15 protein-coding genes are annotated in these 13561 nt (G+C 70.4%); 8 read left to right on the top strand and 7 right to left on the bottom strand.

Going from position 1 to position 13561, the window contains the following annotated elements:
- Window positions 1-21 precede the first annotated feature (21 nt).
- The 3 genes from AC16DP_RS28760 to AC16DP_RS28770 are packed head-to-tail and all read right to left on the bottom strand — an operon-like array spanning window position 22 to window position 2892.
- Complete coding sequence (locus tag AC16DP_RS28760; protein ID WP_329726419.1) at window positions 22-204, bottom strand: GNAT family N-acetyltransferase; 183 nt, start codon at window positions 202-204, stop codon at window positions 22-24.
- A gap of 11 nt (window positions 205-215) precedes the next feature.
- Entirely contained in the window at window positions 216-1397 is a 1182-nt protein-coding gene (locus tag AC16DP_RS28765; RefSeq protein ID WP_329726420.1) for an acyl-CoA dehydrogenase family protein, read from the bottom strand.
- A gap of 55 nt (window positions 1398-1452) precedes the next feature.
- On the bottom strand, window positions 1453-2892 hold the full coding sequence (locus AC16DP_RS28770) for a carotenoid oxygenase family protein (RefSeq protein ID WP_329726421.1): 1440 nt from the start codon (window positions 2890-2892) through the stop codon (window positions 1453-1455).
- A gap of 162 nt (window positions 2893-3054) precedes the next feature.
- Between AC16DP_RS28770 and AC16DP_RS28775 the strand changes: the two genes are divergently transcribed.
- From AC16DP_RS28775 to AC16DP_RS28790, 4 genes are read left to right on the top strand one after another with little or no spacing between them, the layout of a single operon-like run.
- Complete coding sequence (locus AC16DP_RS28775; protein WP_329726422.1) at window positions 3055-4185, top strand: LamG domain-containing protein; 1131 nt, start codon at window positions 3055-3057, stop codon at window positions 4183-4185.
- 57 nt (window positions 4186-4242) lie between these two features.
- Entirely contained in the window at window positions 4243-4890 is a 648-nt protein-coding gene (locus AC16DP_RS28780; protein ID WP_329726423.1) for a TetR/AcrR family transcriptional regulator, read from the top strand.
- A gap of 32 nt (window positions 4891-4922) precedes the next feature.
- Window positions 4923-6257, top strand: coding sequence for a DmpA family aminopeptidase (locus AC16DP_RS28785; RefSeq protein ID WP_329726424.1), 1335 nt, complete (start codon window positions 4923-4925; stop codon window positions 6255-6257).
- A 40-nt stretch (window positions 6258-6297) separates the two neighbouring features.
- Window positions 6298-6408, top strand: coding sequence for a hypothetical protein (locus tag AC16DP_RS28790; protein WP_047858218.1), 111 nt, complete (start codon window positions 6298-6300; stop codon window positions 6406-6408).
- Window positions 6409-6456: 48 nt separating this feature from the next.
- Here the strand turns inward: AC16DP_RS28790 and AC16DP_RS28795 are convergent, their stop codons facing one another.
- Window positions 6457-6951, bottom strand: a complete 495-nt coding sequence (locus AC16DP_RS28795) for a hypothetical protein (protein ID WP_329726425.1) — start codon at window positions 6949-6951, stop codon at window positions 6457-6459.
- Window positions 6952-7064: 113 nt separating this feature from the next.
- Here AC16DP_RS28795 and AC16DP_RS28800 point away from each other — a divergent pair, with 113 nt between their 5' ends.
- Entirely contained in the window at window positions 7065-8231 is a 1167-nt protein-coding gene (locus AC16DP_RS28800; protein ID WP_329726426.1) for an AI-2E family transporter, read from the top strand.
- A 60-nt stretch (window positions 8232-8291) separates the two neighbouring features.
- Window positions 8292-9935 carry a hypothetical protein gene (locus AC16DP_RS28805; protein ID WP_329726427.1) on the top strand — a complete coding sequence of 548 codons (1644 nt, stop codon included), beginning with the start codon at window positions 8292-8294 and terminating at the stop codon, window positions 9933-9935.
- 24 nt (window positions 9936-9959) lie between these two features.
- Here AC16DP_RS28805 and AC16DP_RS28810 read toward each other — a convergent pair whose 3' ends face one another.
- From AC16DP_RS28810 to AC16DP_RS28820, 3 genes are all read right to left on the bottom strand, one after another.
- Entirely contained in the window at window positions 9960-10715 is a 756-nt protein-coding gene (locus tag AC16DP_RS28810; protein WP_329726428.1) for a response regulator transcription factor, read from the bottom strand.
- Entirely contained in the window at window positions 10712-11992 is a 1281-nt protein-coding gene (locus AC16DP_RS28815) for a sensor histidine kinase (protein WP_329726429.1), read from the bottom strand. Before AC16DP_RS28815 ends, AC16DP_RS28810 begins: the two co-directional genes overlap by 4 nt.
- A gap of 91 nt (window positions 11993-12083) precedes the next feature.
- A complete protein-coding gene (locus AC16DP_RS28820; protein ID WP_329726430.1) occupies window positions 12084-12464 on the bottom strand; it encodes a hypothetical protein in 381 nt (126 codons plus the stop codon).
- A gap of 138 nt (window positions 12465-12602) precedes the next feature.
- Here AC16DP_RS28820 and AC16DP_RS28825 point away from each other — a divergent pair, with 138 nt between their 5' ends.
- Together AC16DP_RS28825 and AC16DP_RS28830 are read left to right on the top strand one after the other, a co-directional pair.
- Window positions 12603-13328 (top strand): HesA/MoeB/ThiF family protein, encoded by a 726-nt coding sequence (locus AC16DP_RS28825; protein WP_329726431.1) that lies wholly within the window; start codon window positions 12603-12605, stop codon window positions 13326-13328.
- A complete protein-coding gene (locus AC16DP_RS28830) occupies window positions 13316-13558 on the top strand; it encodes a sulfurtransferase TusA family protein (protein WP_047858212.1) in 243 nt (80 codons plus the stop codon). Before AC16DP_RS28825 ends, AC16DP_RS28830 begins: the two co-directional genes overlap by 13 nt.
- Window positions 13559-13561: the final 3 nt, after the last annotated feature.

The following is a 13561-nucleotide window of genomic DNA, read 5'->3' on the forward strand; positions in this document are numbered from 1 at the left end:
AGGGCTGGGACCTGGCGGACGTCAGTCGTTGGTGAAGATCGGAAACCGGCAGAGCGTCTCGAAGCCGAGGCGCTCCAGCAGGGGCCCGGAGGTGCTCGCGCGGGAGTGGACGGTGGCGAGGGGAATGCCCCGTCCGGCGGCATAGCCCAGCCGCGCGGTCACGAGCGCCCGGTACAGCCCTCGCCCACGGAAGGCGGGCAGCACGAACGGCCCGCTCAGAGCATGACCGTGTTGGCTTCCACTCCGAGCAGCACGCTGCCGATGAGCTCCAGCGTGGCCGGGGCCACCATGGCGTGCTGCGTGGCCACGTGGATGTCGCGCAGGCAGCGCTGCAACGGACTGGCGCGGTAGACGGCCGTGCCTCCCGCCGCGTCGTACATCCGGTCCACCACGCGCGCGCAACTCCGCATGGCGTGCGTATAGGACAGCCGCAGCTCCGCCCGGTGCTTCACCGTCACCTCGCCGCGCGTGGCGGCCTCGAAGGTGGTGTGCACCGTCTCGAGCAGGAAGGCGCGCGCGGCACGCAGCGTGGCCTCGGCCTCGGCCACCGCCTCCTGCACCGCGGCCCTCCTGGCCAGCAACTGGCCACCGTGCGCCATGAGCTTCTTCTGGCTCGCCAGGGCCGTCAGCTCGTCGATGGCGCGGCGGGCGATTCCGAGCGCGACGGCCGGGATGCCCACCCCCAGCAGTCCGAAGGCGGGGAAGGCGTAGAGCGGCCGAGCGACACGCGGGCGCTCGGTGACGAGCGACATGCTCCGATCGGCGGGCACGAAGACGTCCCGTACCTCCATGTCGCCGCTGCCCGTGCCGCACAGGCCCGAGGCGTGCCAGGTGTCGTGCAGCGTCACGTCCGAGCTGGGGAAGAAGAACAGGCGCACCTCGGGCACGGGCCCACGCATCTGGGGGGCACCGTCCTTCGTCACCACCGCGCCACTCACGAGCCAGCGGCAGTTCTGGCTCCCACTGGCCCAGGGCCAACGCCCGGTGACCCGGTAGCCTCCCTCGACGAGCTCGGCACGGCCCATGGGGGCGGCCACTCCGCCGGTGATGACGTCCGGCGCTCCATAGATGACGCGGGCCTGCGGCTCGGGCAGCCACGCCGAGCACATGGCGGTGCACGCGCCGATCATGACGCACCAGCCCGCCGAGCCGTCCGCCCGTGAGAGCATCTCGACGGCCTCGATGATAACGGCCGGGTGCAGCTCGAGGCCTCCGTAGGCCTCGGGCACCACCATGCGGAAGAGCCCGGCCTGGGCCAGCTCCTGGGCGAGATCGGCTGGCAGCCGGCGGGCTGTTTCAATCTCCTCGGAGCGGGCGGCAACCCTGGGCGCGAGTTGGCGGAGGGTGGCGAGCAGCGGGTGCTCTCCAGCGGACTTCACGGCGGCGGAGGTCGTCATGCCGGAATCGTACGAGGAGCCCGGCCCGGCTGGCCAGTGACGCCATCGGGTTACGCTACGCCGCCGGTACCCAGGTGCCGTGGAAGGTGAACGGGAAGCCGTGGTCCAGCCAGGCTCGCGCCACCGGGCCCGCCTCCGGCGTCCTCGCGTCCAGCACCGCCAGGTACGTCTGGTCGCTCGTCGCGTCGTAGGTCTGGGCGAGCAGCCAGCCATCGTCCTCGGCCGAGCCGCCCGGGCGCGGGATGAACACGGGCTCGGAGGCGTAGTGCTCGCGCCCCAGCGTCACCACCGTCTCCCGGCCCGTCTCCATGTCCACCTTCACCAGCGCGTCCTGCGGCCCCCGCCACGCCTTCTGCCCCGAGTGCGCCGCCAGGTACACGTAGCGGTGGCGCGCCCCCGAGAGCAACGGCGTGGCCCCGGGGAACTCGCAGCGCCGATCCGAGATCTGCTCGGTGCGCAGCGTGCCCGCCTTCGGGTCGATCGTCGTCCGGTGCAGCCGGCCCTGCGCGTCCGTGGAGGCCCACCCGTGGATCTGCTCGGCCAGCCACTGGTTGGTGCCGAAGTCCGGGTAGCGCACGGAGTCCACCACGATGCGCCCGTCCTGCTCGAACGCGTTGCCGAAGTGCCACGTGTAGAAGGGCTCCGCCTGGAAGCGCATCACCTTCGAGGGCTCGTCGATGGGGATGACGAGCACCTCCGTTCCCAGCTCCGGCCGCCAATCGAAGTTGTCCGAGAAGCTGCCCAGGCCCAGCAGCACCCGGAAGATGCGGATGCGCATCGGGGCCACGAAGAAGAGCAGGTGCCGCTCGGTGGCGATGAAGTCGTGGATCATCACCATCCCGGGCAGGGGCACGCTGCCCATCCGGCGGATGGGGCCCGAGTCGGGCAGCTCGTACAGGTCCAGCAGGGGAACGCGCCCGTAGTGCACGCCGAAGTTGTACGCCGCCCGCCGCGAGCCCACCCGGTGCGGGTGCGCGGAGAAGGCCGGGCCCACCACGCCCTCGAACGTCGTCTCTCCGAGGGTGCGCAGGTCCTCCAGGGACAGCTCCGTGGGGATGGTGGACTCCACCAGCGCGAAGAGCCGCCCGTTCCACGTCATCGCCGAGGTGTTGGCCGCGTTCTTCGTCCCGCCGAACATCCGGCGCCACAGCGAGGGCGCCGCCGTCCCATAGTTGCTGTAGAGCACCTTGCCCGCCGTGCGCTCGGCCCGGATGCTCGGGGTGTCGATCGCCCGGGCCGCTCCCCAGGCACCACCCTCCGCGAAGCGCACCGCCAGCGCGCCGCCATCCCCGTCGAACCAGTGGCCATAGCGCTGCTCGCCCACGCCGAAGCTCACCGGGCCCACGCGCACCAGCGTGCCCTTCAAGTCCTCGGGGAGCCGGCCCTCGAGCCTCATCGGCTGGAAGCCATGGTCCCTCGTGAAGTCGCGGTAGGCGTTGAGCCAGGACGGCTTTCCAGGGGAGGGCGGGGGCGCGGCGGCGGCAATCGGCATCATGGGCGGATGATGGCTTCCCACCCCGGGTTCGACAAGGAGCCGAGGGCCCGTCTCCTCGTCCGTGGAGGGAGCCGCATCCTGCCCTCCAGGGCATCACGTCCTTTCCGGCCCATCTCCACCCTTGAAGTGGAAGACAGGCACTCGTCTTCAAGGGAGGCGCGCATGGTCCGCGGATTCGCCATTACCACGTCCACTTCCTCGATCCGGTTGGACGGCTCGGGCCGGGGAGAGCTCACCTTCACGGTCTCCAATGCGCTGGGGCGGCCGGTCCGGGGCCGGGCCGTCGTCGAGCCCGAGGGAACGACCTCGCGGGACTGGTTGGCGCTCGACGGGGAGGCGGAGCGCGATTTCCCTCCCGATGGCACCCACCAGTACACCGTGAAGGTGAACGTTCCTCCCGGCACGCCCCAGGGGCAGCACGCCTTCCATCTCTCCATGGTGAACGTGGCCAATCCCGACGAGGAGTTTACCGTCGGGCCCTCGGCGAGCTTCCAGGTCCCACTTCCCCAGGCTCCCGCGCCCAAGAGGAAGTGGCCCCTCGCGTGGATCGCGCTAGCCGCCGGCATCCTCGTCATCGCCCTGGGCACCTTCCTCGCGCTGCGCGGCCGGGGTGACGAAGACAAGGGCGTGGGCGGCGCGGGCGAGGCGGGACAGGCCCCGGCGAAGCAGGTGTTCCTGACCCTCGATGGAAAGGAGTCCTATATCGAGCTGGGCAACCCGAGGGAGCTGATCTTCTTCGGCCCCATCACCATCGAGGCGTGGATCCGTCCGCGGTCCCTCAATGGCATCCGCAACATCGTGGTCCACGGCCACACCAACTCGCCTCCCGCCGAGGTCTATCTCCGCATCAACGGCGGGAAGTACCAGGTCGGCTCCTTCAACGGGCAGGACTTCTCCACGAGCGCCGACGTTCCCCCCTCGGACGTGGGCCGGTGGGTCTATCTGGCTGGCGTCTACGACGGTGCCCGCTGGGTGCTCTACCGGGATGGCGAGCTGGTGGCGTCCGCGCCCCAGCCGCTCGGCGCCTTCTTCGTGGATGGCTCCTGGGCCATTGGCGCCCGGGGCGGTGGGCGCGAGCGCTTCTTCCAGGGAGACATCCGCGACGTGCGCATCTGGAACCTGCCCCGTGGCCAGCAGGAGGTCCGCGCGGACAAGGATCGGACCTTCACGGGCAACGAGCAGGGGCTCGTCGGCTACTGGCCGTTGAACGAGGGGCAGGACGTCGTGGCCCGGGATCTCTCGCCCAGCAAGATCGATGGTCTCATCCGCGATGCCACCTGGGGTTCGGAGTAGAGGGGAAGAAGTTTCCACCGTTCACATGGGACGTGAACGGTGGTTACATTTCGTGCCATGGCCATGCGTGGTACCCGGAAGAAGACGGCGGAGAAGCCCCACTACCACCATGGAGATCTGCGCCGGGCGCTGTTGGACGCGTCGCTGGCGCTCATCTCCGAGGAGGGCTTCGGGGCGCTGTCGCTCCGGGAGGTGGCCCGGCGGGCGGGGGTGACGCACGCGGCGCCCTACCGTCATTTCGAGGACAAGGAAGCGCTGCTGGTGGCGGTGGCCGAGGAGGGCTTCCGCGTCATGACGGCCCGGATGAAGGAGCGCATGGCCCGGGAGACGTCGCCCGAGGGCCGTCTGGCGGAGTGCGGCGTGGCCTACGTGCTCTTCGCCGTGGAGCACCCCGCGCACTTCCGGGTGATGTTCGGGCCGCACTTCACGCAGCCTCCCAAGCTGGGCCCGCCCGGCGGGGACACGGATTCGTTCGGTCTGCTGGTGGACTCCATCACCCAGGGTCAGCGGGCCGGCGTGTTCCGCGAGGGCGAGCCCCTGCCGCTCGCGCTGACGTGCTGGTCGCTGGTGCACGGGCTGAGCTCGTTGCTGGTGGACCGGAAGCTGGAGATGTCGGGGGTCATCACCGTCGCGCAGGCCGAGACACTGGCCCTGGAGCAGACGCGTCTGTTGCTACGAGGGCTGATGCGCGCAACGAGCAATTGACCGGGAGAGCGCCTCGGCTAGGTTGGCGCCCCATGGCCAACCCACCCGAGAGCGAGCCCACCGAGAAGCGCGTCCGAGCCCGGGAGCTGGGCATCCCGTTGGGCCGTTTCAAGACGGGCCGGCACAACGCCATCACCGACGTGGAGGGCGTGCTCGTCGGGCACAGCACCATCATCCGGGGCGAGGGGCCGCTGCGGCCGGGCCATGGCCCCGTGCGCACGGGCGTCACCGCCATCCTCCCCAACCGCGGCAACATCTTCATGGAGCGGATGAACGGGGGCGGCTTCGTGCTCAACGGCGCCGGTGAGGTGGCCGGCATGACGCAGCTCCTGGAGTGGGGCCTGGTGGAGACGCCCATGCTCCTCACCAACACCATGTCCGTGGGCGCCGCGTCCGACGCCCTGGCCCGCCACATGGTGGAGCAGTACCCGGGCATCGGTGACGAGCACGACGTCATCATCCCCATCGTCGGCGAGTGCGACGACAGCTACCTCAACGACATCTCCGGCCGGCACGTCCGGGCCGAGCACGTCTTCGAGGCCATCCGCAATGCCTCGGAAGGCCCCGTCCCCGAGGGCAACGTGGGCGGTGGCACCGGCATGGTGACGTGCGACTTCAAGGGCGGTATCGGCACCGCCTCGCGCAAGCTCCCCGAGGCCCTGGGCGGCTACACCCTGGGCGTCCTCGTCATGTCCAACTTCGGCAAGATGCACAACCTGCGGGTGGGCGGCCTGCCCGTGGGCGAGGTGCTCGCCGAGAAGTTCAAGGACACGCCCCGGCGCGGGCAGACGTACGGCTCCATCATCGCGGTGGTGGCCACGGACGCCCCGCTGCTCAGCCATCAGATCAACCGCCTGTGCAAGCGCGTGTCGCTGGGCATCGGCCGGGTGGGCAGCTACGCGGCGCACGGCTCGGGGGAGATCGTCGTCGGCTTCTCCACCGCCAACATCATCCCCCGGCGCACCCAGAAGATGGTCTACAAGCTGAAGATCCTCCTGGATCAGCGCCTGGACCCCCTCTACGAGGCCGTCATGGAGGCCACCGAGGAGGCCATCCTCAACGCCATGTGCATGGCCACCTCCATGAAGGGGGTGAACGACAACTACGTCCCGGCGCTGCCCCTGGACGAGGTGCGCCGCTTCGTGCAGGCCTGCCGGCCCATCTTCGCCTCGGTGAAGAAGCGCCCCCAGCAGACGAGCGCCCCCGTGGGCCGGGACAAGCCGGCGGACGTGGACAAGGAGGGGGAGGTGACGGCCGGAGCGGTGCTCCCCACCGAGGTCCGGGGGGCCGAGGGCATCCCGTATCCCACCCGTCCGGCACCGGACGATATCGAGGACTCCTCATCCGGTGGATCTTCTGGTAGTTAGGCGCCCCTCGTTTGTCCTACCTCTCTCAGGAGACGCCTACATGGCCCGCAGCAAGAGCAAGCACCGCCGCGTTCAGAACAAGATCAAGCAGAAGTGGAAGCGCCAGTTCAAGCGCAAGGCGGCCAAGGCGGCCGAGGGCGAGAAGAAGTAATCTCGCTCGGTTGCCTCGGACCCGCTCCACGCGAGCACGCTCGCCTGCCTACTGGCGGGTCGCCGTGAAGGAGCGGGTCACCGAGCATCGCCGGGTATTGCCGGCCGTGGTGCTCGAGTAGTTGCCCTGCCAGTCCCCCACCAGTCTGGGCACGCCGCCATCCCCGATCGCGGGGATGTAGCGCCCGGAGAGGATGGCCGAGTCGGGCCCCCGGGTCCCCCCATCCATGTCCTGCCCCAGGCTGTTGCCCACCAGGCTGAAGTCGTACGTCGCGTAGAGCGTGCCGCGCAGCGTCATGCGATCCAGGTTCGCGGTGACGTCGCTGCCCTGGCGGCTCACGTCGATGGGACCCACGGGCAGATCCACCGGCACGCCCTCGCAGGCGGAGGGGAGTGTCCCCGGGTCCAGGGCCAGGCCGTAGCGGCCCTCCATGGGCGGGCAGTCGATGCAGCCCTGGGAGGTGCCCCCACACCCGGAGGCGAGCAGGAGCGCTCCGGCGAACGTGAGGGTCAAGGTGGGGAAGCGGAAGCGTCCAGAAGTCATGGATCGTCTACCTCGGGTAGGGACCCCCGGCTTCCCGCTGAGAAGCGACGTTCCTACGTTCTGTCGCGTCCTGGGCGGGATGTCGTGGGGTGTGTCGTGGGGGAGGGGTGGGCGTGACTGGGCTCGACACGAAGCGGTGGTCCAATCTTATCTTCGCCGGGCTGTTCGCCCTGGCGCTGATTCTCTTCTCGAGAATCCTGATTCCTTTCCTGATGCCGGTGCTGTTGGGGGGCTTCCTGGTGGTGCTGTTCCGGCCGCTGCAGGATGTCCTGTTCCGCACGCGGCTGAGGGCGTACCCCTCGCTGTGCGCCGGCCTGTCCACGGTGGCCGTCTTCCTGCTCATCCTGGTGCCGCTGGCGGTGGTGGGCTGGCTGGTGGCGCGCGAGATGCTCGGGCTGATGGAGCACGCGCAGGTGCTCGTGGACCGCATGGAGCAGGGCGAGCTCGCCGCGAGCCTGCCGAGGGGTCTGCGGCGCTACGTGCCGGCGAACCTGCACGGCTCGCGGACGGAGGAGGCGCTGATGGGGGCGATGACCAGCGGGGCCTCGGTGCTCAAGGATCTGCTGGGGGCCGGCACGGAGCTGATCATCGATCTGTTCCTGATGACGGTGGCCATGTACTACTTCTTCCTGGATGGCCGCCGCCTGTGGGCCGAGTCCACGCAGCTGGTGCCGCTGGACAAGCGCTACATCCAGGCGTTCGCGCAGGAGTTCACCGACGTGGCGCACGCCATCGTCTACGGCAACACCATCACCGCCTTCGTGCAGGGGGCGATGGGGCTGGTGGGGCTGTTGCTGGTGAAGGTGCCGCACGCGGGGGTGTGGGGCGCGGCCATGGTGCTGGTGTCGCTGGTTCCGGTGGGGGGCACGGCGCTCGTCTGGGGCCCCATCGGGGGGGTGCTGCTGATGACGGGCAAGGTGAACGAGGGCGTCTTCCTGCTGGCCTGGGGCGCCTTCGTGGTGGGCAGCATCGACAACGTCATCCGGCCGAAGCTGTGCGGCTCGCGCATGGCGCTCCACCCGCTGCTGGTCTTCCTGTCCATGTTCGGCGGGCTGGCGGTGTTCGGGATGATGGGGCTGCTGGTGGGGCCGCTCATCGCCTCGCTCTTCATGGCCATGGTGCGCATCTACCGGCGTGACTTCCTGGGCATCCTGCCGCCCGTGCTGCCGGCGGTGTCCGCTCCCGTGCCCGTGCCGGTGGCGGTGCCCGTGGCGGTGTCCCAGCCGGTTCCGGCGCCGCAGCCAGTGATCGCTCCTGGACCAACGGTCGCCGAGGTCTGACGCCCGGGCGCCACGAGCCTGGACAACGGCCCATACGGTGGGTGAGTCTGCTGGCCATCCATGATGGCCTCTGGACGCTGGTTGTCTCGCTGGGGCGTGGTGCTGGCCCTGGCCCTGATGCTCACCTCGCAGGCCGCGCGCGCCGAGCGCGTGGCCGTCTCCGCGCTCGAAGGAGACAAGAACAACAAGCTGCGCGCCCAGGTGACGGGGTTGTTGCGCAAGACGCGCAAGGTGAAGGTGTTGCCGCCCGCGGTCTGGGCGATGGCCGCCGCGAAGCTGAAGATGCGAGGCCCCGCCTCGGTGGATCCCCGGGTGGTGGCGCGTCTGGCGCCGAAGCTCGAGGTGGACGCCGTGCTCACGGGCTCGGCGGGGCGGACCTACAGCACCTTCAACGCCCGGCTGCTCGACGCGGAAGGCCACGAGGTGTGGACCGGGGAGTTCGTGCTGCAGCGCGGGCTGCTGCCGAAGTACGAGGCCCAGAAGTTCACCCGGGCGGTGCTCGAGGTGGTGCTGGTCTCGAACCCGCCCGCCCCCGAGCCGTCCGAGACCCAGGCACCCGAGCCGTCCGAATCCGTGGCGAGCCCCACGCCCGCGCCCCAGCCGGCGCCCGCGGTGGAGCCGCCCGCGTCCGAGCCCCATGCGGCGGGTCAGGCCGAGCCGGAAGCGGTGGAGCCGGCCCGTCCGATGGAGTCCGCGCCGAGGGCCGAGGCCACGCCCCCCGCGCCGAAGCCGGTGCTCGTTCCGGAGGCGAAGTCCGCCCCGGTGCCCGCCTGGGAGGAGCTGGACGAGGAGTCGCACACGTACCTCACGGAGCTCGAGGGCAGTGGCGGAGGCTTCCCCGAGGAGGGGGGCACCGCATCGGACGCGGGCCGGTTGCCGCCGCGGGTGAAGGTGTTGCTCGGGGCGGCGGTGACGTGGCGCCGGTACTGCGCGCGGCCGGGCGTGATGGCGTGCAGCGAGTACGACGCCCTGCCTCCGGAGCAGCAGTTGGGGGACATCGCGGACTTCACCTCGAACGCGCCGTACGCGGGGCTCGCCGCGGAGGCGGAGGTGTTCCCGCTGGCGCACTGGCCGACGCTGCTGCGGGGCGTGGGGCTCACGCTGGGCTTCCAGCGCAGCTTCGCGCGGACGACGGTGCAGGTGTCGACGCCCATTGGCGAGACGCCCGAGCGCGAGGTGTACGCGACGGACACGGCTTATGGGGCCATGCTGGCGTACCGCTACTTCTTCGACCTGGGGACGCAGGCGACGCCGCTGTGGGGCCATGCCGGGGTGCGGCTGGGGGCGCTCGGCCGGGAGTTCGACGTGGGCGAGCGGCTGGAGACGCCGCTGCCGGTGGTTCACCGCTTCTACCCGGCGGTGGGGCTGGACGTGTCGGTGCCGTTGATGCGCGCGGTGCGCATCGAGGGCGCGGGCCAGCTCTTCTTGCGGCCCAACCCCGGGCAGTCGCTCTGGGCGGACACGGATGGCTCGCGGGTGGCCGAGGTGCGTGACTACGGCGACGCGGTGTCGAGCCTGGGCTGGGCGGCGGAGCTGGGCGTGGCGGGAGACCTGTGGGGCCCGTTCGGCTACTCCGCGCGCTTCCGGCTGGAGTCCTACAAGGATCGCTTCACGGGGCAGGGCTCCCGGCGCGGCTGGACGGACAACGGCGTGGCCGAGGAGTCCTACTCGAGCATCATCGCGGGCATCACCGCCGCCTGGTGAGACTCCGGGGAAGGCCTGGGCCCGTCACACGGAGATGAGGCCCTTGCGGATGCCCTCGGTGACGGCCTCCACGCGGTTGGTGACCTCGAGCTTGCGGTAGATGTGCTCGAGGTGGGTGCGGATGGTGGCCTTGGAGAGGTTGAGCAGCCGGGCCGCCTCGCTGTTGGACACGCCCTTGGCGATGAGCTGGAGCAGCTCCGTCTCGCGATTGGAGAGCGGCTTGAGCAGGGGCTCGCTGGCCTCGGAGGCGGCGGCCGCGGCGGGCGGCTCGGGAGTCTCGGGCGCGGCGGGAGCGGGCGGGGCCACGGGCTCGGTGGGCACGGGGCTGGAGTCCGGCTCCACGCGGAAGTGGCGCAGCAGCCGGCGCGCCAGGCTCGGCTGGATGACGGTGCCACCGGCGCGCACTTCCTTGATGGCCTCGATGATCTTGTCCGCGGGCGTGCCCTTGAGCAGGTAGCCCGAGGCGCCGGCCTTCACGGCCTCGAGGACTTTGTCCTCCTCGTCGAAGATGGTGAAGATGAGGATCTCCACCTGGGGCCAGCGCGCCTTGACCTCGCGGGTGACGTCGATGCCGCTCATGCGGGGCAGGCCCAGGTCCAGCAGGAGGACGTCCGGGGTGACGCGGGGCACCTCCTCGAGCGCGGCCTCGCCGGACAGGGCGGTGCCCACGATGGTGATGTCCTGGTTGCTCTCGAGCAGGCGGAGCTGGTTCTTGAGGATCTTCGTCTGATCCTCGACGACGAAGACGCGGATGGGGGAGGGCGCGGTGGCGTCGGTCATGGGCTGGAGGGGAGGGAGAAGGATACGCGGGTGCCGTTACCTGGCGCCGAGTCCACGATGAGGGTACCGCCGAGCTTCATGGCCCGCTCGCGCATGTTGAGCAGGCCGTAGTGGCCGCGAGGCGTCTGCTTGGGATCGAAGCCCTTGCCGTCGTCGCGGACGGAGAGGTGCACCGTGTCCAGGTCGTAGTCGAGCTTCACCTGTACCTGCCTGGGCTGGGCGTGCTTGACGGCGTTGGACAGGCACTCCTGGAGGATGCGGAAGAGGGCGAGCTGGGCATCCGGGGACAGCTTGCGCGGCAGGCCGGTGCGCTCGAAGCGCAGGTCCACCTGGGTGCGATCGCCGAACGTCTTCACGTAGTCCTCGAGCCCCTGGGTCAGCTCGAAGTCCTCGCGCATCATCTGCAGGTTGCGGCGCAGCTCCTCGATGGACTCCTCGGCGGTGCTCTTGAGCTCCTGGATCTCGGAGCGCAGCGAGTCGTCCTTCGCCATGCCGAGGATGAACTCGGCCTGGATGATCATCGAGGAGAGCGAGGCGCCCAGGCCGTCGTGGATTTCGCGGGCCAGGCGGCTGCGCTCCTCCACCACGGCCAGCTCCTTGAGATCGCCCTGGAGCTCCACCACTTCGCGGTGGGAGGCGGCCTCGCGCTCGCTGAGGTACACGAGCACGTAGACGATGGTGAAGTTGAGCGCCGAGTACCACAGGAGGGTGAGGACCTCGACGGCGGTGACCTCGCGATTGAGGAGCAGATCCAGGCGGGCGGTGATGGGCAGCGCCAGCATGGAGGGGAGGATCGCGATGGGCTTGGGGAAGAGGATGGCGAAGAGGGTGGTGAAGAGCAGCTGCGTGCCGAGCAGGGGGCTCTGCAGACCGCCACCGACCTGGGGCTTGTTGATGAGCACCACGACGATGAGCAGATCGAAGCACAGGGTGATGTACGTCACCCAGCGGCCGGCCTTGGGGTGGTCGATGACCGTGTAGTTCGCGACGCTGTAGAGCAGCATGGCGAAGTAGCCGGCGAAGGCGAAGTTGCCCTGGAAGTTGAAGTAGCGGGACCACGCGGGCACGGCGAGGATGGCCAGGCCCAGGGTGAGGAAGCAGAGGCGCGCGAAGAAGAGGGCGCGGGCCCGGGCCACGAAGCGATCCTGCTCCCAGGAAGCGGCGGCCTGCTCGGCGGAGATGTTGTCGGTGAGCTTGCGCCGATCGAGCACCGCCCGCACGCGAGCACGCCGGTGCGAGTCGGGGTTGTGGTCGTCGAGCGCGAGAGCGGGTTCCATCGGACCGGCAGCTTAAGGGACCTGCCGGGTTCTCGGGAATACCACCACTTCAGCGGATGCCTGCCTCCCTGGTGCCGGGAGGCGGCGGGGGCTACTGCGCGGACGGGGTGGCGCAGGCCTTGCGCGCCTCGGGCTGGCGCGCGAAGACGTACTCGAGCCGGTCCCGGGACTCGCCGGTGGCCTCGTTGAAGAGCGGGGTTCCGCCCGCGTACATGGTGCCCTCGGCGTTGCCGTAGCGATCCAGCTTGTGCTCCTGGAGCCAGCGGTCCACGCAGGCCTCGGTGGTGGCCTGGGTGTCTCCCTGGCCCTTGGGGCCGGCGTTGGTGGGGGCGGTGAGGGTGGCCCCGGTGGAGCCGGTCTGCGGGCCGGCATCGTTGGCGGAGGGGTTGTCGGCGGGCTGGTTCTCCCCGGTCTTCTTGGGGCAGCCGGTGGCGAGCAGGGCGACGGCGAGGAGGGCGAGCGCGTGTCTCATGGGTCCTCAGGAAAGGCGGGTGGAGGTGCTCGGGATGGCGACGGAGCGGGGCGGGACGATATTCGTTCGGGTGCGGGCCGGGGCGGCTTTTCGCCAGCGGGGTTGACGGCGGACAGGGGCTCGGCGAGGGTCGCGCGCGTGGAACGAGTGGCTTCGGCACGGGTGCTGGTGGTGGGCGCGGGCGGATTGGGCTGTCCGGCCTCGCTGGCGCTCGCGCGCGCGGGGGTGGGGCACCTGACGCTGGTGGACCCGGACCGGGTGGACGTGACGAACCTCCACCGGCAGCTCTGGCACCGCACACCGGACGTGGGCCGGCACAAGGTGGAGTCGGCGGCGGAGGGACTGAGGCGGGCCTTCCCGGCCCTGAGGGTGGAGGCACTCGCCGAGCGGGTGGACGATCGCAACGCCGCCTCTCTGTTCCGGGCCCATGACGCGGTGGTGGATGCCACCGATGGCACGTCCACGAAGCTCTTCCTGTCGGATGTGGCGGTGGCCGCGGGAGTGCCGCTCGTCTACGGCGGGGTGCTGCGGATGCAGGGGCAGGCGATGCGCGTGGAGCCCGGCGGGCCGTGCCTGCGCTGTCTCTACGAGGAGCCTCCTTCGCCGGACGCGGTGCCCACGTGTGCCCAGGCGGGGGTGCTCGGCTCGATGGCGGGGCTGGTGGGGGCGCTGCAGGCCATGCTGGTGCTGGAGCGGCTGACGGGATCGGCTCCGGTGGCGGACGGAACGGCCACCCTGCACGTGCTCGATGGCGCCACGCTGCGGGGCCGTCAGGTGCGCGTGCGCCGGGCTCCCGATTGCGAGGGCTGCTCCCGACCGCGCCCACCCGTCTTCACCGAGGAGAGTGCCCGATGCACGAGGTGACCCGGACGCTGGACATCACCCGCGAGGTCTGCCCGATGACCTACGTACGCACCAAGCTCGCGCTGGAGGCGCTCGACGACGGCGCGGTGCTGGAGGTGGTGCTGCGGGGAGACGAGCCGCTGAAGAACGTCCCGCGCAACGCGCGCGAGGAGGGCCACGAGGTGCTCGTGCTGGAGCCTCGGGGCGATGGAACCCACCGCCTGCTGCTGCGCAAGCAGGGAGGAGCCTGAGAG

The organism is Archangium sp., from assembly GCF_057119385.1.